Consider the following 21,501-nt stretch of genomic DNA (forward strand, 5'->3'; position numbering starts at 1 on the left):
AATACTCGGTGCATATTTGGTACACAGTTTACGCCATGGTAAATAGAGGTTACAGACTGATTTATAAACCAGCGGCAAGACTTGTCTGTTTTTGAATCACAACTAGAATTAAATAAAAAGCCAGTCAATTCAAAGCAAATTGGCTGGCTTGCTGTTAATCAGTTTGTTTTGTGGTAATTGCGCCGTCTGGATAGACGAAATAACTGTGTAAAAAGTGTCCGCGCTGTCCATTGGTTGCTTTAGTAAAAGCGTCAACTTGATAATAATGATGGCCTTGACCATCAGTGTTGATACTTGGTAGGGCTTGGAACAGTTGATCTTGCGGATTTTGTAAGACTTGTTGAACTGCTAAGGCTGCCGCGTTGGCGCCTGTAATATGATCATTATCGGCTTGATATTGTTTGCCAGTGCGTTTTTTCGCACTAGCATCTTTAGCCTTTGCTTGGTCAGCCGCGGTTGCTTGACGATTGGCTGCGGCAATTTCGTTTGCTTTTTGCGACGTGATGGTCGGTTGAGCTTGTGCCGCACAGCCAGCAAGCAAACCGACGAGCCCTAAAACACTGACTAGTAAGACTGGCTTCTTCATTATAGTTCCTCCAGTCATTTGGTCTGGACTTGCGACAAACTTGGATAGGGACTCCGCTGAATCATTTGACGATCAACATGAGCCATGACAAAAATACTAATGACCAAGAGGATTGCTAATAAAAGCTTTTTCATATTAGGACCTCGTTTATTTCCAGTTAGGAACCCAAATAATTCGGTCGATCTCGGTTGGAACAACGCTAATTTGTTTGCCGGCATCTGGGCCTGCTTCAACTGCAACAATATAAGTTGTTGGTTCAGCTTCAACAGTCACAACCGAACCACGTTGACCTTTGACTGTATCAATTAAACTATAAAGTGGAATTTGGTTAGCTGGGATTTCCATTTCATATAACGTAAATTGTAAGAAGTAAGATTTTTGTCCGGTCTTAATCTGCAATGGTGTATCAATGGAGCCATAATCTGGCAAGCTACGATGATGCGCGTTGGGATCATTGAGGTAGTGCATTTCGTCCACTGCATCAATCGCCATCTTCCATTGACCACCAGTTAGATGGGTTTTGGAAGAAAGGGTCATGACGGAGTTAGCATAAATGTCAATGACATTGAAGGCTTCATTGACTTGCTTCTTAGGCAGGTAGCCGATGACGTAACCGTGTTCAGCGACTTTAAGTTCAACTCGTACAGACCGCTTGGCACCGTCAACTTCTTCGACCAACTGTACTTCACCAATGTTGGCATCTGCATCGACACGATATTTTTTGTCATATAAATAGTCCGCCTTAAGACCGGAGTCATTATAGTCATCATATGGTTTGAAATAACCGCGACGACTGGCATCAGCCAAGGCCGCTTCAAATTCCTTCTGATAATAATCCAGACCAACGACGTACGACCGGAAAATTGCCCGAGAATTAGCGTTAATTCGCCGATTTTGAGGGACACTGACCGGCTTGGGACCAGGTTTTAGTAATTTTTGTTTGTAGGCATCGTTCTCGTCCTTAAGTTGTGCCAACGCCGTATCTTGTTTCTGATTCGCTAAAGTCTGCCGGACCAAGCGTGTTCGGATGGATTTAAGCAAAGTTGCTTGTTCCTTAGCAGACTGTTTTAAATGGTGGACATGGACCAGTAATGCGATTAGAATAATGCCAAGGATCAGGCATCCCACGGCAAGGCCGAGGAGAATTTTTAAAGCTGTCATAAGTATTCACTCCAAGAATAAGTGCAAGTTAGGTTTCATTATAGTGGACTGCTAGATGTAACGCCAATATTGCGCTTGTCAGCGACCACTTAAATGAGTTATGATGTTTCTTAAATGACTTTTGGTTATTTATAAATTAGAAGAAACGGCGGCGAAAACGGTGCAGGTGTTGATAAAAATTTACCGGCGGTACCGATATTTTTGGAAATATGCAATTTTTGGCTTTATTGCCGCATTAGTGAATATCCTTGCTTTCTGGCTCTTGCATTCGGTTTTATTGGAACATTATTTGTTCTCAAATACGATTGCATGGGTGTTAGCGACGTTATTCAGCTTTTACGCCAATAAAACGGTGGTCTTTCGATCTAAATCAAAAAATTTATGGCATTGGTGCCAAGAGTTCGCCGGATTCATGTTAACACGGGGACTCTCATATCTATTTGATACTTTCTTAATGTTTCTCGGTATTTCAGTCTTGTTCTGGGCACCGATGCTCGTTAAAATTATTGATCAAGTTTTGGTCGGAATTTTTAACTATGGGACGTCGCGGCTCATCTTCATGGAACATAACCAAAAAATGCGGATGCGGCGTAATATTATGAAACGATTAAGTAATCGGAACGATTAGCGTTTGGCAATTTGCCAGACGCTTTTTTAGAACAAGTGACCAGCTAACAAATAGTGTAAGCCGAAGCCACAAATCACTGTTAAGACGATACCCGCAACCAATAGCATAATCAATTGCGGACTCAACCGACTTTCTTGTTTACGGGCAAAGGCAATTTCAATCAGGCCGATCGTGCCGATACCGAGTACTGCTTTAAGCAGGGTGAGCGCCCAAGCAGCGCCAAAAGTTTTGGTGCTGAGATACACACCACTAATAATTAATAGTAGATAACCGATGCGACTTAGAATCAGATAGCGGTTCGTCGCTTTGACAGAATGTCTCGTTAGACCCGCGATGACCATGACAAGGAGCCAGAGCCAACTACCAAGATGGATACTTAAAATCATTAAAACGCCTCCGTTCAACACTTCGAGTCTAATTTTAGCATGAAAGTGTTGCCCGGGGGCGTTAAGTTTTTATTTGGTTCGAGTTAAATTCTTTGCCTGAACGTAATTGACCAGTTCAAGCACAGTTTTAAAGCGATTAAATGGTGTCACGATGTGCACGCCATTAAAACGGTCACAGATCCCATCGATGAGTTCTTTGGCAATTTGAATACCAACTGCGCGTTCGTTGCCATCGATTTCTGCCTGTGCCATTCGATCAAGGACCGTCTTTGGTAGCCGGATGCCATGAACTTCGTGGTGCAAAAATTCAGCGTTGCGTTTGGAAACTAATGGCATCACGCCAACGAAAACTGGAATGTCAACCTGATTAGTAGCTAAGGCATCGGCTAGGGCAGCCACGTTTGCAAGGTCGAATACCGGTTGGGTAATGATGTAATCACAACCATAACTTATTTTACGTTCAATCGACTTAGTGGAAACATTGGTTCGATAGGCATTTGGGTTAAAGGCACCTGCCACCCGAAAATCGGTGGCTTGTTTTAAGGACTTGCCGGTAGGTCCAATGCCACTATTAAATTGTTTGATCAATTTGATCAGTTCCACTGAACGGACATCGCCGACCGAGGTGGCCCCAGGGAAGTCACCTAATTTTGCCGGATCACCAGTCACGGCGAGAATATCTTCGATACCAAGACTGTGTAGTCCCATGATTTCGGATTGCAAGCCAATCAAGTTATGATCGCGGGTGGTCAGATGCACGATGGGTGTAATGCCATAGGTCAATTTCAATTCGGCGGCAATCGTCGCGTTCGCAATTCGTACGGTAGCGAGGGAGTTGTCTGACAAGGTAATCCCGTCAACCCCAGCAGCCTTCAAGCGTTGAGCGCCTTTGAAAAATTTAGTAGTTGCAAAATCTTTCGGTGGGTCGAGTTCGACTAAAGCTGTTTTTTGCGTCGCAACTTTTTGTAAAAAGGTATGGCGACCAATCGTCGGGGCAAGTTGGGTCGTCTCAGGGACACTAGTTTGCCCAGCGTGGGCGACGATTGTGCGACTGTTTAAGCCACGCACGAGCGCCGCGGTATGCATCGGTGTGGTACCGCAGCAACCACCAATCAGGTTTAAGCCTAATTGGCGAAATCGTTCTGCGTATTCTTCGAAGTAACTGGGTTCACCATCATAAACGACCTGGCCATCTTGATCGGTACCGGGTAAGCCTGAATTGGGGTAAACGGCCAATTTGACATCAGCCGGAACTGCAAGATTTTCAAAGGACTGTGCCAGATAGTAGGGGCCGAGCCGACAATTGGTACCGACCACGTCAGCACCGGCTGCCGCTAACTGGGTGACGGCAGCTGCAAAGGTCGTCCCATCCCTGAGAACGCCTGGTGCTAACATCGACACATTTGTCATAACTGGCAAGTCAGTCTGTGCTTTGACTAATTTTAAGGCCGCTAACAGCTCTGGCAAGTCATAATAAGTTTCCAATAGAATCCCATCGAGTTGGCCCGTCGCCAATAGTGCCGTCAACTGTTCGGTCAAGCTGGCGGCAATTTCGGTAGTTGTTGCCTGCAAAACGGTTTGATCAGTGTCACCAGCGAGTCCGCCGATAGTTCCTAAGATGTAAACCGGATGATCAGCGCGCGCGCGGGCCTGTGCGGCAAGTTTAACTGCAGCTTGATTGATGGCTGCGACTTGGTCTTGCAAATCGTAGCGGGTTAATTTAAGCCGATTGGCAGCGTAGGTGTTGGTTTGAATCACATCAGCACCGGCACTAATGTAGGACTCGTGCACGCGTAAAATTGTATCTGGATGGGTTAAATTTAAATTTTCGAAGGCCGAGGAGATACCATAGTTTCCATATAAGAGTGTTCCCATGGCACCGTCTGCGACTAAGACCCGTTGTTGTAAAGCTTGTCGTAAATCCATAGTGACATCTCCTAACGCGTTGGGGTACTGAGCTGGGCTTGGATGGCATCACGAGCCGCCACCATGTTTTTCAACGCGGCTAAAGTTTCCGGCTCTTGACGAGTTTTGAGACCACAATCTGGGTTGATCCAAAATTGACGCGGATCGATGACGCGTAATGCGCGTTGGATATTAGCTTCGATTTCGGCAACGCTTGGGACTCGTGGGCTGTGGATGTCATAGACCCCGAGACCAATTTCTTGATCATAGCCATTCTGTTCAAAAGCGGAAATCAATTCGCCGTGGCTACGAGACGTTTCAATTGAAATGACATCAGCGTCGAGGGCCTTGATGGTATCGATGATATCGCTAAAATTCGAATAGCACATATGTGTGTGAATTTGAGTGTCATTGGCGACACCCGTGGTTGTGATTTTAAAGGAATAGACGGCTTCATCGAGGTAGGCTTGCCAATGTCGTTGCTTCAGCGGCAGGCCTTCACGCAAGGCTGGTTCGTCCACTTGAATGATTTTAATGCCCGCCTTTTCTAGATTTTGGACTTCTTGGCGTAACGCGAGCGCGATTTGATTTTGAACTTGTGCCTTTGAAATGTCATCGCGCACGAAACTCCAGTTGATAATCGTTAATGGTGCCGTCAACATCCCTTTGACCGGCTTATTGGTCAAGCTTTGGGCGTAAACAGATTCTGCAACGGTGATTGGCTTGGTATAGGCAACATCCCCAAAGATGACGGGTGGTCGAACACCACGGGAACCGTAAGATTGGACCCAGCCATTTTGTGTCGCATAAAAACCGGTTAATTTTTGCCCAAAATATTCAACCATGTCGGTCCGCTCGAATTCACCGTGAACTAAGACATCCAAGCCAAGATCGTTTTGTAAGGCAATCCAACGCTTGGTCTCCGCCTTGAGAAAGGCTTGGTAGTCGGCATCAGCAAGCTTACCTTTACGCCAAGCCGCACGTTTTGCCCGCACAGTTGCGCTTTGAGGAAAGCTCCCAATCGTGGTTGTTGGCAGTAATGGCAAGTGCAAACGGTCGTGTTGTAACTTGATACGAGTCGCAAATGGGGCTTGACGCTCAAAAGTTTGCGTTGGCAACGCTGCTTCAGCGGCGCGGACAGCCTGATTGTTACGATGACTGGAATGATTCAGCGCTTTGAGGTTGGCTTGGTTTCGGTCAAAGTCAGCTTGGACCGCTTGAATTCCTTGATTGGCAGCCTTAGTCAATACGGCTAACTCTTGTAACTTTTGGTCAGCAAAGGCCAGACCACCCAGCAAGACTGGATCGGCCTTGGTTTCATTGGCGGTGGTAATTGGCACATGTAATAACGAGTTTGCAGGCTGTAACCAGAGATGATCCGGTGCCGCAATCTGTTGTAAAGTTTGCACTAATTGGCATTTTTTCGTCAAGTCACTGGCCCAGATATTGTGGCCGTCAATGATGCCGGCAGCCAAAATTTTATCGGCTGGAAAGCCACTATTTTGTAAATGTGCCAAGTTTTCGCCATGGTCGTGAATTAAGTCTAACCCGATTGCCTGGACCGGAAACTGAACGATTTCATCATATAGATCCAAACTGTCAAAATAAGTTTGGAGTTCAATATTTAGTTCTGGAACAGCTTGATGCAACTGGGTCAATGCCGTGCGGTAAGGTGCGAGTTCAGCAGAAGCTGTCGTCTTGACCAGGGTGGGTTCATCAAGTTGCACCCATTTTGCTCCGGCGGCTGCCAGTTCTTGGAAAACTTGTTCGTAAAGTGGCAAGAGTTGGGGTAAAAGTTCAGTCAAAGCCACGTCATCTAAATACTCACCATGGCGTTTACCAAGCTTCAAGAAGGAAACCGGGCCTAAAATAACTGGTTTACCATCAATACCGAGCTCAGCTTTGGCTTCTTGGTAATAGCGTAACCAGCGATTGTCTAACAATTTAAAACTAACTTCGTCAAATTCTGGAACGATGTAGTGATAATTAATATTGAACCATTTCGTCATTTCTGCCGCGACGGCCGTCTTGGTGCCGCGAGCAATGGCGTAATAGTCGGATAAACTCAGCGCGTGATCAAAGTGACCAAAGCGTGCTGGCACGGCGCCAAACGCAGCCAAAGTATCCAGCACATGGTCGTAGTCTGAATTATCAGCAACCGGGATGACATCAACGCCAAGATTCTGTTCCTTTTTTAAGTTAGCGAGCCGTAATTTTTTGGCATTAGCATGAAACTCATCGTCAGTTAAACGGTGTTGCCAATAATGTTCCAATAGATGTTTCCATTCGCGATGTTCGCCTAAACGGGGATACCCTAAGTTACTGCTGATTACTGTCATACTGACCACTCCTTAATTTTGAAAGGTTAACTGCAACGACAAAAAAACGACAACTTCGCCTGAAAAGGACGAAGTTGCCGTTCGTGGTACCACCTTAGTTTATCAATACCTCGCAATATTGATCTTATCCCGTACATGTCATACGGTAGCTGGTTAACAGTAGCTGGCTGTCATCACCTGGCGTTTGCTCAGTGGTGCCGTTTAGAGGCCATTTTTCGGTAATGTCACACTCGCTTGGTTCACACTGGTCCAAGCTCACTTGGTAGCTGACAAGACTTACTTTCCTCGTCGAGACGTTGTCGTTATTTTTATGATTGCTTAGAAGGTACCACCGATTTTTGTCGACGTCAAATCAAATTCTCATTTAATTTGGCAATTTATCATCTTAAATTAATTTAATTGTTTGTGAAAATCGGTGTCAAGTCGTGCCAGCTGTAATGTTGATCTTAATCAAGTCAATCCGAAAAGAATTTGTTATCAGTTAATTAATTTTTTGAACCCAAGTTCAATCGGCCAATTTAGTTTTGACTGACAGTCCGCGAATTTAATTGAAAAAGGCTGGTCATAATTGGCAGTAAATTTGATCAAAATTTCGCTAAAACAAATACTTTTATATTTTGAGATAAATGACTAGTATTGCTCGGGTAAAGTTGTTATACTAACAAAGTTTGCTTGAGTGCTGGCGGGAAAGAAAACGGTTACCGAGTAACAATCTTAATCAATGAAAGGAGCGTAAAAATGAATGATTTAACGAAGGGGAAACCGTTAAAACTAATTTTTTGGTTTACGATTCCATTACTTATCGGAAATATTTTTCAGCAATTTTATAGCTTATCAGACACATTAATTGTTGGGCAGACGTTAGGTGTCAAAGCCTTAGCAGCAGTTGGCTCAACTGGGAGCGTGCAGTTCTTAATTATTGGCTTCGCACAAGGATTAACGGCTGGCTTGTCAATTTTAACTGCGCAGCATTATGGTGCTAAAGATTTTAAAGGTGTGCGGCGCAGTTTTGCAATCAGTATTGTGATTAGTTTAATTGTCGGGATTATTCTAACCATTATTTCTTTAATCTTTGTCGACCATATTCTCATTTTAATGCAGACACCCAAGGATATTATTAACGATGCACGAACCTTCTTACAAATCATGTTGGGTGGCATGTTAGCGCCGATTGCGTTTAACTTGCTATCAAATATCATTCGTGCGCTCGGGGATAGTCGGACACCATTGTGGTTTTTGATTGTAAGTTCGTTGATTAACATCGGCCTAGAATTGCTGTTTATCCTTAGTTTTCACTGGGGGATTGCCGGTGCTGGTTGGGCAACCATCTTGGCACAATTAATTGCGACATTGATGTGTGTCGTTTATATCATTGTTCGGGTTCCAATTTTGCATATTGGTCGGCGGCACTTCAAATTACGTCGTCCAGAAGTCAATGCCCACTTAAAAGTTGGGTTGCCGATGGCCTTTCAAATGTCGATTATTGCGATTGGGACCATTGTATTGCAAGCCGCTTTAAACAGTCTCGGGACAAATTCGGTGGCCGCGACGACCGCGGCACAAAAGATTGATCAGGTCGCAACCCAGCCACTCATGTCCTTTGGTGTCACGATGGCAACTTTTGCAGCCCAAAACTTTGGGGCCCATCAATATGATCGTATCGTCAAAGGGGTCAAACAGACGATGTGGCTGTCTGGTAGTTTCAGTGTCGCAGCTGGTTTGATTGAAATCATCTGGGGAAAGCAACTCGTTGGACTATTCGTTGGCCATCAAGACATGGCAGTCTTGAACTTGTCACAAACTTATTTTAATGTGATTGGGAGTACGTATATCTTGCTCTCAATGTTGTTCATCATGCGAAATACTTTGCAAGGGTTAGGACGAAGCGCAATTCCAACTTTGGCAGGCGCGGCTGAATTATTCATGCGGGTGTTTGCGGCATTAATCATGGTGCGACTATTCGGGTACACCGGGGCTTGTTCATCTGAACCGTTGGCTTGGCTCGGTTCGTGTGCAGTCCTATTGCCTGCTTATATTAAAGCGGTGCACGAATTACGTCATTTGGCTCGTTCTGAGCGGCATAATCAGGAAACAGTCACGCCAGTAGTCGAAACTTCTGTAAAAAATTAAAACTTTGGCTTGCAACTAAGGCGGTTATTTGATAATATTTGTTATCAATTTGAATAAGAAGGAGCTTTCTAATGACGGTAGAATTTAAAATTGGCGATTACGTCCAAGGTAAAAAGTTTGCTTCACTTGAACATGATTTTAAAGGTGAAATTGAAAAAGTATATGAAAACTCAGTCTTGATCTTAATCAAAGAATTCACGAAATCTGATGAACCAATTGTTAATGAATACAATCATCGTGCGGTGGTCCGTAAGGCGGATGCCAAGATGATTAAAGCAGCGCCAGCGCCCGTAGAAGTTCCAGAACCAGAAGCATAAATTTTAAAATTTAGCGATGACAAGGCAGAAAATATATGCTATACTATTTTCTGTTGTCAATGCGGGTGTAGTTTAGTGGTAAAATACAAGCTTCCCAAGCTTGAGTCGCGAGTCCGATTCTCGTCACCCGCTTAAACACCAAATCGGTCGCTAGTTACTTGAATATCAGGTAACTAGTTTTTTTATGCAAATTTTTAGGAGGGGTCTCATGCTAATTTTCAAAACAGCTGAAATTGATGATTTAACACCACGGCAACTACAGGCAATTTACAAATTGCGGGTGCAAATTTTTGTGGTCGAGCAAAATTGTGCCTACCAAGATGTTGACGACACTGACTTAACCGCTACTCATTTGCTGGGCACAAATGAGCAGGGACAGTTGGTTGCGTATGCACGATTGATGCGAGAATCAAATAATCAAGCACGTTTTGGACGGATTGTGGTGAGTGCTGCGGCGCGTGGTAATGGGAATGGTCAGGACCTTATTCGGCATGCGATTCAAGGAATTCGGCAGTTATGGCCGGCAACGAACCAAATTAACATTCAAGCACAACACTACTTGGATCGTTTCTATCGGTCATTCGGTTTCACACCGGTTTCGTCAGTGTATCTGGAAGATGGTATTCCACATCAGGATATGGTACTTAAGTTCTAAATATTGGACTCGTCATTGTTGGCGAGCCTTTTTTTAGCTTCACTTTTGGCAGCGCTTTAGCCACTGGATGAATAAGGAGTCATCTTGTTTTGTAAAACGTGTTAATTATGCTATATTTGAATTCGTTTTGTCGTTGAAGATTACTACGAGGAGGATCTGTCATGTCTAATCCTGATTTCATTGAAATTGTGAATGATCGTGAAAATAATCTTAAGAATGTGAGTCTACGTATTCCTAAAAATAAGCTGACGGTTTTTACTGGTGTTTCTGGCTCTGGCAAGTCATCAATCGTTTTTGACACCATCGCCCAGGAAGCTGGTCGACAGTTGAACAGCACCTATGATGCTTTTACCAGACTTTATTTGCCAAAATATCACCGGCCAGACGTCGATGAAGTTCATCATTTGTCGACGGCCATCGTGATTGATCAAAAACCAATCGGTGGCAATGCTCGTTCAACCTTAGGAACTGTCACGGATATTAATTCGATTTTACGGATTCTGTACTCACGGTTTGCCAAGCCACAATACGGAACTGGTAGTGATGCATTTTCATTTAATTCACCCACGGGAATGTGTCCAACCTGCGAAGGCATCGGTCAGACATACGTTGTCAATCGTGCCGCTATTCTTGATCAAAGCAAGTCGTTAAATGCCGGAGCAATTCAGTTACCTGGTTATGGTAAAACCACCTTTATGTTCAAGGTGTTGGCTGCGACTGATTGGTTTGATATGGACAAGCCGATTGTTGACTATGAAGCCGACGAACTGGCACACCTTTTAAATGGTGAGAAGAAAGTGACAGTACAGTATAAAAATTCGGTGTTGGATGTCAACTTTGAAGGGGTCGAGCAAGGCTTTTACCGTCAGAATTTGAAAGTCGGTAAGGGTGTCAGTGAGAGCGCTCGTAAACGAATTCAGAAATTTGCCATTATGGCACCTTGTCCGGATTGTAACGGTCAGCGCTATCGTCCCGAGGTATTAGCTGCTAAAATCAATGGTTACAATATTTTCGACTTGACCGATATGCAACTTACTGATTTGCAAAAAGCTTTAACTGATTTTACCGCACCAGCCATGGCTAATTTGGTAGCGGAAGTTCAAGCACGTGTGGCTGGCTTAATTGGTATCGGGTTAGACTACTTAAGCTTGACTCGTGAGACAACGACACTTTCAGGTGGGGAGTCCCAGCGGGTTAAAACGGTCAAATATTTATCGAATTCTTTGACCGACTTGCTCTATATTCTGGATGAACCCAGTACTGGCCTACATCCACGGGATGTGCATCGCTTAAATGAGTTGTTACTAAAGTTGCGCGATAATGGCAATACGGTGCTCGTTGTTGAACATGATCCAGACGTGATAAAAGTGGCCGATTTCATTGTGGATATGGGCCCCAAGGCAGGGGTGCATGGTGGTGAAGTCACGTTTACCGGAACTTATGCGGCGTTGCTTGAATCTGACACGTTAACCGGGCAATATCTTAATCGTCACTTGCCGATTAAGGAGAGTCCACGTCAGCCCAACGATTTTTTAGTTAGCCAGCCAAGTGAGCTGCATAACTTAAAGTCGGCAGTCTTAAAGATTCCCAAAGGGTTGTTTACTGTGGTTACTGGTGTTGCCGGTTCTGGAAAAAGCACGTTGGTTGAGCAGGTCTTTGCCCACGAACACCTAGAAGCGATTCAGATTACTCAGACTGGCTTACACACGAATAGCCGTTCAAACGCAGCGACTTACCTTGGGGTATTGAGTGAGATCCGCAAGTTATTAGCAACTGCGAATGACGTGAGTGATAGTTTGTTTAGTGCTAACTCGAAGGGTGCTTGTCCTAAGTGTGGTGGTAAGGGTGTCTTAGAGTTGAACTTGTCATTTATGGAAAATGCGACCATTACTTGTCCACTTTGCCATGGTGGCCGTTTTGACTTGGCCGTTTTGAAGTACCATTATCAAGGTAAAAATATTCAAGAAATTATGGCACTGTCAATTGAAGATGCGCTGGACTTCTTTAAAGGCACGAAGATTGCGACTAAATTGGCACATCTCCAAACGGTAGGGTTGGCTTACATTACATTGGGACAACCACTCAGCACATTATCTGGTGGTGAAGGCCAACGGTTGAAAATTGCCAAAGAGTTGACCCATCGTGGTCAGTTGTACATTTTGGATGAGCCAACAACAGGGTTACATCCATCTGATATTGAGTTAATTATCGGGATTATTAATGATTTAGTTGATCGTGGCAATACAGTGATTGTGATTGAACATAATCTGGACATCATGCGAAGCGCTGACTGGCTGATCGATATTGGCCCAGATGGCGGTGAAAATGGTGGCGAAGTCTTGTACGAGGGCCTGGTTGCTGGCATCAAGGCCGTTCAGAATTCGGTCACAAGTAGGTATTTGTGATTGTTGCAGAGCAGCTAAGGTTGTCGATAATTTAAAATGCTTCAGTCGGTAGTGATTAGTAAAATAGTTTTACAAAATCGTTTTAGGCATATGCTTAAAACGATTTTTTGTAGCCGCGATTGGTTGAACTAACCGGGGAAAGCAGTAGACTGAAAATAATTACTGATGATCGTTTAGAGGAGGATAACTGATGACCAAAACAACCCAAGTTTTACCCCAAGAAGAGATGCAGACTGTGGTACAACAACTCAAAATGGTGGGATCAACTGTTGACCCATCACCAATTGTGGCACTTAAAATTGGTTTTGAAAATGTAGAAGTTATTTTAATCTCAGGAACGGCTGTACAAGAGTTGACGATTGTTCCGGAAAAATTGGTCACGGAAGAACCTTGTCTGGCAGGCTTTCAATTGAAGTTAGCAATTGATCAGATTCCTGCTAAGGACATCGAACGGTTGCAAGAATACGAAGATATTGTCGATATAACAGTGATCACGCAACACCAGACGGTCAAATATAATACTTCGTGGTCGCCGTTGTCTGATCCGTTCGCAGAAAATGGCAATCAGTTTTGTACGCTGACAACAGGACAGTTAGAAATTGCGACTAAAATCAGACGGTTTTATGACTGGTCCGAAATTTTAGTTGCTGCCGAGAGTCCGGAAAACAGGCAAGAAATGGGTATGACGTTAAGTGATAAAACACCACATTCTGTGGATGAGTGTCTTAGCCGATTGCGCAATACCGTTGAAACGATGCAGACCAGTCAAGCCGAACTGGTCTCAACCGCCTATTTGGTCGTTCGACACACGCCATCGACCTTTTCGGCGTGGACGCCGGTTATTTTTCGGCCAGATCAGGTGGGGGAAAATGGTCATTATTTTAATGGGATCGAAGCTGTCCCATATCCGAAGTTGTTGTCCATGCAGGTTCAAGTTGAGACCACTGGCTTTTTTTGGCAAGGTATGGCATGGTTGTCTCATCAAATTACATTGCATGGTGTTGATGAAGTCACTCGCCAAGCATACCGAGATTGATCGGCATCGTGGTACGAATGAGTTATCACCTGCGCATGACTAGTCAAAAGGCATGAATTCTGTTATACTAACGCTTGTTAAAAAATTCGTCTAATGAGAAAGAATAGTAAGTCAGTTAACCTGTTAAGCGAGTCTGGGAAGATGGAAGCCAGATCAGTCAACTGAGTGAAGCGCGCTTTTGAAGACAACCAGATAAATAATAAGTGGATATTATATCAATTAGAGTGGTACCGCGGGAATTCTCGTCTCTTACAGGTTTTAGGACTATGTAGGGGACTTTTTTTGTCCAGTGACCACATGAAAAAAATTCAGGAGGAAAATATGGATTACAAACAACAAGTGGCAGATGCTTTAGCACCAGCCTTGCCAGAGTTAGAAATGGCAGATATCTTAGCCAAAATTGAACAACCAAAGACGTCAAAACAAGGCGACTTAGCTTTTCCAACGTTTACGTTAGCCAAAATTATGCACAAAGCACCACAAATGATTGCCGGTGACGTGGTTGAAAAAATTGATCAGACAAACTTTGAAAAAGTCGTTGCGATGGGACCTTACGTCAACTTCTTCTTCAAAAAAGCTGATTTTTCAGCCGATATCTTGGCACAAGTAATCACGAATGATGCGCATTTTGGTGATGCCAAATTGGGCAATGCCGGTCAAGTGCCAATTGATATGTCTTCACCTAATATTGCCAAGCCAATTTCCATGGGGCATTTGCGCTCAACCGTGATTGGAAATTCATTAGCTAATATTTTGACAAAAATTGATTACAAGCCCGTAAAAATCAACCATTTAGGCGATTGGGGCACTCAATTTGGTAAGTTGATCACTGCCTACAAAATGTGGGGGAGCGAAGCTGAAGTCAAGGCTGACCCCATCAACAATCTATTGAAGTATTACGTTCGTTTCCATAAAGAAGATGTCGATCATCCAGAAATGGACGATGAAGCGCGCGACTGGTTCAAAAAATTGGAAGACGGCGACGAAGAAGCCTTAGCATTATGGAAATGGTTCCGTTCAGAATCATTGAAGGCGTTCAAGAAGATTTACAAACGATTAGATATTGAATTCGATTCCTTTAAAGGGGAAGCCTTTTATAATGATAAGATGGCTGAAATTGTGGACATCTTGGAATCAAAGAACTTGTTACACGAAAGCCAAGGAGCCGAAGTTGTTGATTTAAGCAAGTATGACTTGAATCCTGCTTTGATCAAAAAATCTGATGGCGCAACGTTGTATATTACCCGTGACTTAGCGGCTGCGGTTTATCGGAAACGGACGTATGATTTCGTCCAATCCTTGTACGTGGTTGGCAACGAACAAACTAACCATTTCAAGCAACTCAAGGCTGTTTTAACTGAGATGGGCTTTGACTGGGCCGATGAAATTCATCATATTCCATTTGGTTTGATCACGTCTAATGGTAAGAAGTTGTCGACTCGGAGTGGCCGGGTTATTTTGTTGGACAAGGTGTTAGATGACGCGGTTGCTTTAGCTCATCAACAAATTGATCAAAAAAACCCTGATCTAGCCAACAAAGATACGGTTGCTGATGCCGTTGGGATTGGCGCGGTAGTCTTCCATGATTTGAAGAACGAACGGATGAATAGTTTTGACTTCAACCTGGAAGAAGTGGTGCGCTTCGAAGGTGAGACTGGGCCTTACGTACAATATGCCCATGCCAGAGCCGAAAGTATCTTGCGTAAGGCTGGCAACCCAGACTTAGCTGCTGACGGTCATCAATTGAGTGATCCAGCTGCTTGGGACACCTTGAAGTTATTGAGCGAATTCCCAGCAACGATTGTTCGAGCTAGTGACGAATACGAACCATCAGTGATCGCGAAGTATGCCATTCATTTAGCAAAGGCTTTCAACAAGTATTATGGAAATACCAAGATTTTAGTTGAAGATGATGAGTTGAACGCTCGTTTAGCTTTGGTTAAGAGTGTCAGCATCGTCTTGAAGGAAGCATTACGTTTGTTAGGGGTTAAAGCACCTGACGAAATGTAGGTCATTAAATTAGAGCGACTTGGTCTTAACTGACGAGGTCGCTTTTTTTGAGTTGACAGGTTGCAATCGCTTACGTATAGTTGAATCACCTTGGTGTAATTGCCTGGAGAGTAATAGGAAAGCGACGCGATGAAACGATGAACGATATTTTGCATCGAGTTAAGGTTAATCGGGGGATTGTCGTAGCGCTATTAGGGTTATTATATGTCTTTGCTAAGATGCCGCTGATGACTTTGGTGAGTGTGGGTCTCGCTGGCGGCCTGATCGTGCGCACGTGGCTCACGAATTCACAACGGCAGGTCAAGTTAGGGCTGAGTGCTGCTTATATCGGTGTGATGGTGTTTCAGTTAGTGTTTAATGCCATGGTATTATTTCCAATGCGCGGTTGGACGGCGTTATATTATCCAACTAAGCTAGTGGCGTTAGCACTGCTATTATTACCATTGTTGGTGGAACGGTTTGTGATTGTACAGCATCAAGACGATTTTTATATGCCATCCGCCGCAGATGTTAGTGCCATTAGCTTTGCAGAACTACGACGCAACCGGGATCGGGTTAAAAAGAGTTTGCGACAAATGTCAAAAATGTCGCAGAGTATGTCGATGGACCACTTGAAAACTGTCCTGAACGATTTACCACGGCATAGTGCCACCCGCTATATTAACCACGGAACGCTAACACCGGCCTATTTTGAAGATGCAACGGCCACGTTAGTTGATGAAGGTGTCTATATCGTGGTTTCCAATACTGGGAGTCCTGCGAGTGAAATTATCTCGTCTTTTACTCAAAAACAGTACAATCATGTGTCGTTAGCATTTGATCACGATTTGGCGACGATTCTGAGTTACAACGGTGGCGACAATGTTTATCCACCGGGGATGAATGCCGAGAACTTGGCCTTCTTTCATCAGAAACCAGATGCATCGGTCTTAGTCTACCGCTTGCCGGTCACCCGCTCTCAGAAACAAGCCATGATTGACAAAATTGCCGAAATTAACCGTGAAGGCAGTGCTTATAATATGGTCGGACTAGTCGCAAAACACTCTTATCGACCCAACATTATGTTCTGCTCACAGTTTGTCTATACGATGTTGAAATTAGCTGGCGTGGCGTATTTTGACAAAGCACCTGGTGAAGTTCGACCGACAGATTTTATTGAACTCGATTATTATAAAAAAGTTCAGTTTGATTATGAGATTACTTTTTAACAGATCAATTTTGACGACACTCACAATCGTAGCTCGGAAATTAACTCAATGTTTCCGAGCTTTTTTAGCCAAAATAGACGTTCCAATCGTGTCAGATTAAGGCTAAACAGATGATGTGATAACCCAAGCTCACGCAATGTGGGCTTTTTTGTTTGGCAACTTTCAAGACTAAAACGTCGCCAACCACTTTTTAGCGGTTGGGTGCTAAGCTGACGATAAGTTGGGTTAGTCCGTAATTTGGTGGGGGCGTGAATATGAGCTATTTAGCATTAAATGACATTCATAAATCTTATTATATCGGTAAAACAGCCTATCCAGTCTTAAAAGGGATTGATTTAACCTTTGAACTGGGTGAGTTTGTCACGATTCTGGGGGAATCAGGTGGCGGTAAATCCACGTTAATGAACATCATTGGTGGACTCGACCGTGATTTTGACGGGACAGTGAGTGTGCAAGGCAAGGTGTTGGATCATCATCATGACCGCCAACTTGATCGGTATCGCCGTGAAACGGTCGGTTATATTTATCAAGCCTATAATTTAATTAGTCATTTGACCGTTTTAGATAACGTCATGTTGTCGCTTGATATGACCAAGCTTTCACATCAGGCCAGAATGAAACGGGCGCGAGGATTACTTAATCAAGTCGGACTAACGGATCAGCTAAAAAAATATCCCAGTCAGCTTTCTGGTGGGCAAAAGCAGCGGGTTGCGATCGCACGGGCGTTGGCGAGTGATCCGCAAATTATTATCGCGGATGAACCAACCGGTGCTTTGGATGCGCAGAATACCATTGAAGTTTTAGCTATTTTGAAAAGGATTGCTGCTAACGGCCGTTTGGTCATTTGTGTGACGCACTCAGAAACGGTCGCTCAGGCAGGGACGCGGATTGTTCAGTTAACGGATGGCAAAATAACGGACGACCAGGTGATTCAGGCGGTGTCAAAGCCGACCAAGTCGCAACGCACGAAGTTATTAGCGCGGCCGTTACCGTGGCGAATTTCAATGACGACTGCTTTTAAACATTTACGGCATACCTGGAGTTGGAACACGCTGATTGTATTAGGAACCGCGATTGGCTTATTTGCGGTGATGCTTTTCAATGGCTTGGGTAATGGATTAAAGGGTTATATCAATCATCAAATTAATTCAATTGTTGATCCGCAGTCGATTACGGTTATGCGCTATGTGAATAGTGCGAAGGCCCAAGAAGAACAGTTCGCAGCTCAAGCCGATCCCGGTGAAGCAGGGAGTGTGGCTGCCCACATGCCGACTTTTTCTGTGGGTCAGGTCACAGCCCTTCGAGAACTCGCTCATGTGGTGAAGGTGGAGCCTGGAATTGCGGCGAGCGATGCAATGATTACGATTGGTAAGACGAGTTATTCCGCGCCACAGTTGACGACTTGGACGAGTACGGAGCAAGTTTCAACGTTAAAAGCAGGGCATGTTGCGGGTGATAACCAGATTGTGCTTGATAAACGATCGGTTGCGCAGAAATGGTCTCCAAAAGATTGGCGGAGCTTACTTGGTCAAAAAGTCAATGTGGCTTATCAGACGTTGAATAGTCAAAATCAGTTAGTCACCGTTCAACGGCAGCTAACAGTTGCTGGAATTGCTGATTCGCCCACTGGCGAGGGACTAAATGCGGTCAATTATGCGACGATGCAGTCGATGCGCGCAGCCGCCAAAGTTACGACCCAGCCAACTTTTGTCACCGTCCGTATCAATGGGCGCAAGCAAAATGAAGACGTTGTTAGCGCAATTAATCATGTGAAGACTGGTGGCAAACAACAATTTGCCGCGACCAGCATTTCATCAGCGCTGACTAATGTGAACACCTATGTCAACTTGGCAACGGCTATTTTGGCAGCAATTGCTGGGATTTCACTCTTAGTTTCCGCCTTGATGATTATCGTCACGATGTTTATGTCTGTCAGCGCGCGGATGAAAGAGATTGGAATTTTACGGTCACTGGGGGAGAGTCGGCGTGATATTCGGCGATTATTTACGAGTGAAGCGTTGATGCTCGGCGTGTTCAGCGCCACGTTAGCAACTGGACTAGCTTACGGGCTTGGTTTTTGGTTAAATCACGTCCTTTACCGTATTGCCGGTTATAATTTAGTTCAGATCAAAGCCACTAATGTGATGAGTATTTTTATAATTGCGCTGGTGATTGCCTGGTTAGCAGCCATTCTACCTGCTCGTCGCGCCGCACGATTGAATCCAATTACCGCGTTAGCAACCGAATAGTTTTTTTGAAGATTGTGTTAGTCAAATAGACTCAAAAGAAAACCATGTACCTACCAACTTGGCGATACATGGTCTTCTTTTGAGTCTATTTCGTCGCAACTAACGCCGCGATATCAATCTTTTTCATTTTCATCATCGCTTGTATTTGTCCGGGTGTTTGTGTTAATTCAGCCATATTTTCAGGAACAATTTGCCACGAAACCCCAAATTGATCTTTAACCCAGCCACATTGTTCCGCTTCAGGAACATGTGAGAGCTTATCCCAATAATAGTCAATTTCAGTTTGATCGGCACATTCGATGGTGAACGAGACGGCCTCATTGATTCTAAAAACGGGACCGCCATCTAAGGCCGTGAACTTTTGACCATTTAGTGTGAAAACGGCGGTCAGGACTTTCCCAGTCATGCCAGCGAAATGGTCGTCAAGCTGACTGTCGGGATAACGGGTAATCGAGTCGATTGAGGCGTTTGGAAAAACGTCAACATAGTAATTGATGGCTGCTTCACAATTGTTGTCAGCAAACCAGAGACTTGGGACAATTTTATTCATTAGAATCCTCCAATGGTATCGATTTTTAAATAGTGTAGCGGAAATTGAAAACGAATACAAGGATTAGCGCGCGTAAGGTCGATAAGTCCGGTGCTTGGTTTCGTATTCAGTTAGCTTGGCAATTTTTCCAGCATTAAAATCAATTACTGAAACACCGTCAAAGGCAGAGATCGTTTGTGTCTTAGCCTTAAAAAACCACGTTACCACGACACAGTGGTCATTAACGGGCAAAATTCGTTGAATATCCCAAGCCAACACTGTTTGGACGGTCAGTTGATGGTCGATCCACGGCTGGATTTCGGTAAGTCCCTCATAAGTTGCACCGTAACATTCGCGATAGGCACAATCAGCTGTAAAGAAGGTTGTCAGTGCTGGAAAGTCCCTGGTGAGCCAACAATTAAAATACTGACGAATCAGGTGTTCGTTTGGTGACATCAGTTTTGCCTCCTACCGGAAAGTTTTGTTCAATTAATTGTGTGAGAATTCGAATGCCACGCTCAAAACGTACGGTCGATTCATAAGAAAAACTCAACCGAATAAATTGGTTCGGTCGAAAATCATAAATGTTGCCAGGGTTAAATAAGACATTTTGTGCGGTTGCCATATCGAATAATTTTGGAATGTTGATCTGGTCTGCCAGACGTATCCAAAGGTAGAAACCACCAGTCGGCGCTTGCCAGGTCGCAATGCCGTGACCCCAGTACTTTTGCAAAATGGCTTGCGCAGCCGCAGCTTTTTTAGCCAAGACCGCCCGAAAATTAGCTTGATAAGTCTCATAATCAGGATCAGCTAGAATTTCTGCTAAGACGAGTTGGGAAAGCGAACTGGCACCGTAGTCAGTTTGCATGCGCACATCCGTTAAGCGGTCGATCACGGGCTTTGACGCAACGGTCCAGCCAAGTCGAAGGCCGGGGGCTAATGATTTAGAGATGCTGCCAAAATAAATGACGTTACCTGTCGTGTCCAGTGCTTTGAGTGGTTGTGGTGGCTGTTCTTCGAACCAAACATCCTGATAGGCGGCGTCCTCCAAAATTGGCATTTGATGTTCTTGTGCGTAGGCCAAAACTTGTTGACGGCGTTCAGCGCTCATGACAATTCCAGTCGGGTTGTTAAAGGTCGGAATGGTATACATGATTGCTTGTGAATCGGCGGCTGGGGGCGTTAATTGCCAGTAGGCCATTCCTTGATTATCCATGGGAACACCAGACAAGTGGGTGTTGGCTGATTGAAAGACCTGCAACGACTTGACATAAGTTGGTGCTTCGGTATAGATCGTCGCATTTTTTGGAAAAAGTGATACCGAGACGAGTTGCAGTGCCTGCAATGAGCCAGAGGTAATTAAGATATTTTCTGGTTGGGTCTGAATACCGACCTTTGCTAGGTGTCGGGCGATTTGAGACCGCAGTGCTAGGATACCAGCTGGCTCGGTATAGTTAAGGCTAGTCAAGTTAGCGCCCAGTTTAGCAAAGGCTTTTTGAAATAGGCGACGCGGAAACTGTTCTGGGGCAGGTTCTCCAGTGCTCAACCGAATCACATCGTCAGTTTCAAATTGATTGATTTTTTGAATCGCGTGAGTATTGGGCTTGAACTGCCCGGCATGCACATATTGAGCCCAATTGACATGCTCAGCGAGTAAACTCGACCAATGATTCCCAGAAACCATCATTCCAGAGCCTTGGTTGCTCGTAATCAAACCAACGGCGATTAACTCGTCAAGGGCAGTGATCAGGGTACTACGATTCACGCCAAATTGCGCGGCTAGCTTGCGTTGGGCCGGAAGTTTAGCACCCATTGGCCAGTCACCACTAGCAATGGCTTGTTGAAAATAATTGGTAATTTGTTGATAGATTGGTGTCGCCGCTGTTTTATCGGGATGCCAGTCAATTTTGAGTTCGGTCATCTGTAACCCTCCTAAATGGTTGGTTGAAAAAGTCTG

Annotated in this window: 17 protein-coding genes and 1 tRNA gene; 10 read left to right on the forward strand and 8 right to left on the reverse strand. The window is 44.4% G+C overall.

Annotated elements, in window-relative coordinates; translation table 11 throughout:
• Nucleotides 1–154: 154 nt before the first annotated feature.
• Together FFM64_RS07395 and FFM64_RS07400 are read right to left on the reverse strand one after the other, a co-directional pair.
• Complete coding sequence (locus FFM64_RS07395) at nt 155–586, reverse strand: hypothetical protein (RefSeq protein ID WP_223876926.1); 432 nt, start codon at nt 584–586, stop codon at nt 155–157.
• A 147-nt stretch (nt 587–733) separates the two neighbouring features.
• A complete protein-coding gene (locus tag FFM64_RS07400) occupies nt 734–1,747 on the reverse strand; it encodes a hypothetical protein (protein ID WP_137607377.1) in 1,014 nt (337 codons plus the stop codon).
• Nucleotides 1,748–1,913: 166 nt separating this feature from the next.
• On the opposite strand from FFM64_RS07400, the gene FFM64_RS07405 reads away from it, so the two are divergent.
• Nucleotides 1,914–2,375, forward strand: a complete 462-nt coding sequence (locus tag FFM64_RS07405) for a GtrA family protein (RefSeq protein WP_223876933.1) — start codon at nt 1,914–1,916, stop codon at nt 2,373–2,375.
• A gap of 26 nt (nt 2,376–2,401) precedes the next feature.
• On the opposite strand, the gene FFM64_RS07410 is transcribed toward FFM64_RS07405, so the two are convergent.
• The 3 genes from FFM64_RS07410 to metE all read right to left on the reverse strand — a co-directional run bounded on the left by FFM64_RS07410 (nt 2,402) and on the right by metE (nt 7,005).
• On the reverse strand, nt 2,402–2,761 hold the full coding sequence (locus tag FFM64_RS07410; RefSeq protein WP_137607379.1) for a DUF1516 family protein: 360 nt from the start codon (nt 2,759–2,761) through the stop codon (nt 2,402–2,404).
• 69 nt (nt 2,762–2,830) lie between these two features.
• Nucleotides 2,831–4,687 carry a bifunctional homocysteine S-methyltransferase/methylenetetrahydrofolate reductase gene (locus FFM64_RS07415; protein ID WP_137607380.1) on the reverse strand — a complete coding sequence of 619 codons (1,857 nt, stop codon included), beginning with the start codon at nt 4,685–4,687 and terminating at the stop codon, nt 2,831–2,833.
• 11 nt (nt 4,688–4,698) lie between these two features.
• Nucleotides 4,699–7,005, reverse strand: a complete 2,307-nt coding sequence (gene metE / locus FFM64_RS07420) for a 5-methyltetrahydropteroyltriglutamate--homocysteine S-methyltransferase (RefSeq protein WP_137607381.1) — start codon at nt 7,003–7,005, stop codon at nt 4,699–4,701.
• A 738-nt stretch (nt 7,006–7,743) separates the two neighbouring features.
• On the opposite strand from metE, the gene FFM64_RS07425 reads away from it, so the two are divergent.
• The 9 genes from FFM64_RS07425 to FFM64_RS07465 all read left to right on the forward strand — a co-directional run bounded on the left by FFM64_RS07425 (nt 7,744) and on the right by FFM64_RS07465 (nt 19,015).
• On the forward strand, nt 7,744–9,135 hold the full coding sequence (locus FFM64_RS07425; protein WP_171000331.1) for an MATE family efflux transporter: 1,392 nt from the start codon (nt 7,744–7,746) through the stop codon (nt 9,133–9,135).
• A 71-nt stretch (nt 9,136–9,206) separates the two neighbouring features.
• Nucleotides 9,207–9,452: a DUF2187 domain-containing protein gene (locus FFM64_RS07430; RefSeq protein ID WP_137607382.1), complete on the forward strand. Its 246-nt coding sequence runs from the start codon at nt 9,207–9,209 to the stop codon at nt 9,450–9,452.
• A 61-nt stretch (nt 9,453–9,513) separates the two neighbouring features.
• Nucleotides 9,514–9,584 (forward strand) — tRNA-Gly (locus tag FFM64_RS07435).
• A 76-nt stretch (nt 9,585–9,660) separates the two neighbouring features.
• Nucleotides 9,661–10,107, forward strand: a complete 447-nt coding sequence (locus FFM64_RS07440) for a GNAT family N-acetyltransferase (RefSeq protein ID WP_137607383.1) — start codon at nt 9,661–9,663, stop codon at nt 10,105–10,107.
• A gap of 161 nt (nt 10,108–10,268) precedes the next feature.
• The gene (locus FFM64_RS07445) at nt 10,269–12,512 is read left to right on the forward strand and encodes an ATP-binding cassette domain-containing protein (RefSeq protein ID WP_137607384.1); all 2,244 of its coding nucleotides are present in this window, start codon (nt 10,269–10,271) and stop codon (nt 12,510–12,512) included.
• 190 nt (nt 12,513–12,702) lie between these two features.
• Nucleotides 12,703–13,548, forward strand: coding sequence for a hypothetical protein (locus FFM64_RS07450; RefSeq protein WP_137607385.1), 846 nt, complete (start codon nt 12,703–12,705; stop codon nt 13,546–13,548).
• Between the two features lie 321 nt (nt 13,549–13,869).
• Nucleotides 13,870–15,558, forward strand: coding sequence for an arginine--tRNA ligase (gene argS / locus FFM64_RS07455; RefSeq protein ID WP_137607386.1), 1,689 nt, complete (start codon nt 13,870–13,872; stop codon nt 15,556–15,558).
• Between the two features lie 137 nt (nt 15,559–15,695).
• On the forward strand, nt 15,696–16,766 hold the full coding sequence (locus FFM64_RS07460) for a hypothetical protein (RefSeq protein WP_137607387.1): 1,071 nt from the start codon (nt 15,696–15,698) through the stop codon (nt 16,764–16,766).
• Between the two features lie 254 nt (nt 16,767–17,020).
• Nucleotides 17,021–19,015: an ABC transporter ATP-binding protein/permease gene (locus tag FFM64_RS07465; protein WP_137607388.1), complete on the forward strand. Its 1,995-nt coding sequence runs from the start codon at nt 17,021–17,023 to the stop codon at nt 19,013–19,015.
• 85 nt (nt 19,016–19,100) lie between these two features.
• Here the strand turns inward: FFM64_RS07465 and FFM64_RS07470 are convergent, their stop codons facing one another.
• From FFM64_RS07470 to FFM64_RS07480, 3 genes are all read right to left on the reverse strand, one after another.
• A complete protein-coding gene (locus FFM64_RS07470; RefSeq protein ID WP_137607389.1) occupies nt 19,101–19,565 on the reverse strand; it encodes a VOC family protein in 465 nt (154 codons plus the stop codon).
• 63 nt (nt 19,566–19,628) lie between these two features.
• Nucleotides 19,629–20,000, reverse strand: a complete 372-nt coding sequence (locus tag FFM64_RS07475) for a nuclear transport factor 2 family protein (RefSeq protein ID WP_137607390.1) — start codon at nt 19,998–20,000, stop codon at nt 19,629–19,631.
• Nucleotides 19,963–21,465, reverse strand: a complete 1,503-nt coding sequence (locus FFM64_RS07480; RefSeq protein WP_137607391.1) for an aminotransferase-like domain-containing protein — start codon at nt 21,463–21,465, stop codon at nt 19,963–19,965. Before FFM64_RS07480 ends, FFM64_RS07475 begins: the two co-directional genes overlap by 38 nt.
• Nucleotides 21,466–21,501 lie beyond the last annotated feature (36 nt).

It is taken from the genome of Lactiplantibacillus daoliensis, assembly GCF_005405005.1.
Classification (GTDB): domain Bacteria; phylum Bacillota; class Bacilli; order Lactobacillales; family Lactobacillaceae; genus Lactiplantibacillus; species Lactiplantibacillus daoliensis.

Excerpts from the sequence above, each read along its gene's own strand:
- FFM64_RS07470 (WP_137607389.1), bottom strand. The coding sequence starts at position 19,565 with ATGAATAAAATTGTCCCAAGTCTCTGGTTTGCTGACAACAATTGTGAA.
- FFM64_RS07415 (WP_137607380.1), bottom strand. The coding sequence starts at position 4,687 with ATGGATTTACGACAAGCTTTACAACAACGGGTCTTAGTCGCAGACGGT.
- metE (WP_137607381.1), bottom strand. The coding sequence starts at position 7,005 with ATGACAGTAATCAGCAGTAACTTAGGGTATCCCCGTTTAGGCGAACAT.
- FFM64_RS07430 (WP_137607382.1), top strand. The coding sequence starts at position 9,207 with ATGACGGTAGAATTTAAAATTGGCGATTACGTCCAAGGTAAAAAGTTT.
- FFM64_RS07460 (WP_137607387.1), top strand. The coding sequence starts at position 15,696 with ATGAACGATATTTTGCATCGAGTTAAGGTTAATCGGGGGATTGTCGTA.
- FFM64_RS07410 (WP_137607379.1), bottom strand. The coding sequence starts at position 2,761 with ATGATTTTAAGTATCCATCTTGGTAGTTGGCTCTGGCTCCTTGTCATG.
- FFM64_RS07480 (WP_137607391.1), bottom strand. The coding sequence starts at position 21,465 with ATGACCGAACTCAAAATTGACTGGCATCCCGATAAAACAGCGGCGACA.
- FFM64_RS07395 (WP_223876926.1), bottom strand. The coding sequence starts at position 586 with ATGAAGAAGCCAGTCTTACTAGTCAGTGTTTTAGGGCTCGTCGGTTTG.
- FFM64_RS07400 (WP_137607377.1), bottom strand. The coding sequence starts at position 1,747 with ATGACAGCTTTAAAAATTCTCCTCGGCCTTGCCGTGGGATGCCTGATC.
- FFM64_RS07425 (WP_171000331.1), top strand. The coding sequence starts at position 7,744 with ATGAATGATTTAACGAAGGGGAAACCGTTAAAACTAATTTTTTGGTTT.
- FFM64_RS07465 (WP_137607388.1), top strand. The coding sequence starts at position 17,021 with ATGAGCTATTTAGCATTAAATGACATTCATAAATCTTATTATATCGGT.
- FFM64_RS07475 (WP_137607390.1), bottom strand. The coding sequence starts at position 20,000 with ATGTCACCAAACGAACACCTGATTCGTCAGTATTTTAATTGTTGGCTC.
- FFM64_RS07445 (WP_137607384.1), top strand. The coding sequence starts at position 10,269 with ATGTCTAATCCTGATTTCATTGAAATTGTGAATGATCGTGAAAATAAT.
- FFM64_RS07440 (WP_137607383.1), top strand. The coding sequence starts at position 9,661 with ATGCTAATTTTCAAAACAGCTGAAATTGATGATTTAACACCACGGCAA.
- argS (WP_137607386.1), top strand. The coding sequence starts at position 13,870 with ATGGATTACAAACAACAAGTGGCAGATGCTTTAGCACCAGCCTTGCCA.
- FFM64_RS07450 (WP_137607385.1), top strand. The coding sequence starts at position 12,703 with ATGACCAAAACAACCCAAGTTTTACCCCAAGAAGAGATGCAGACTGTG.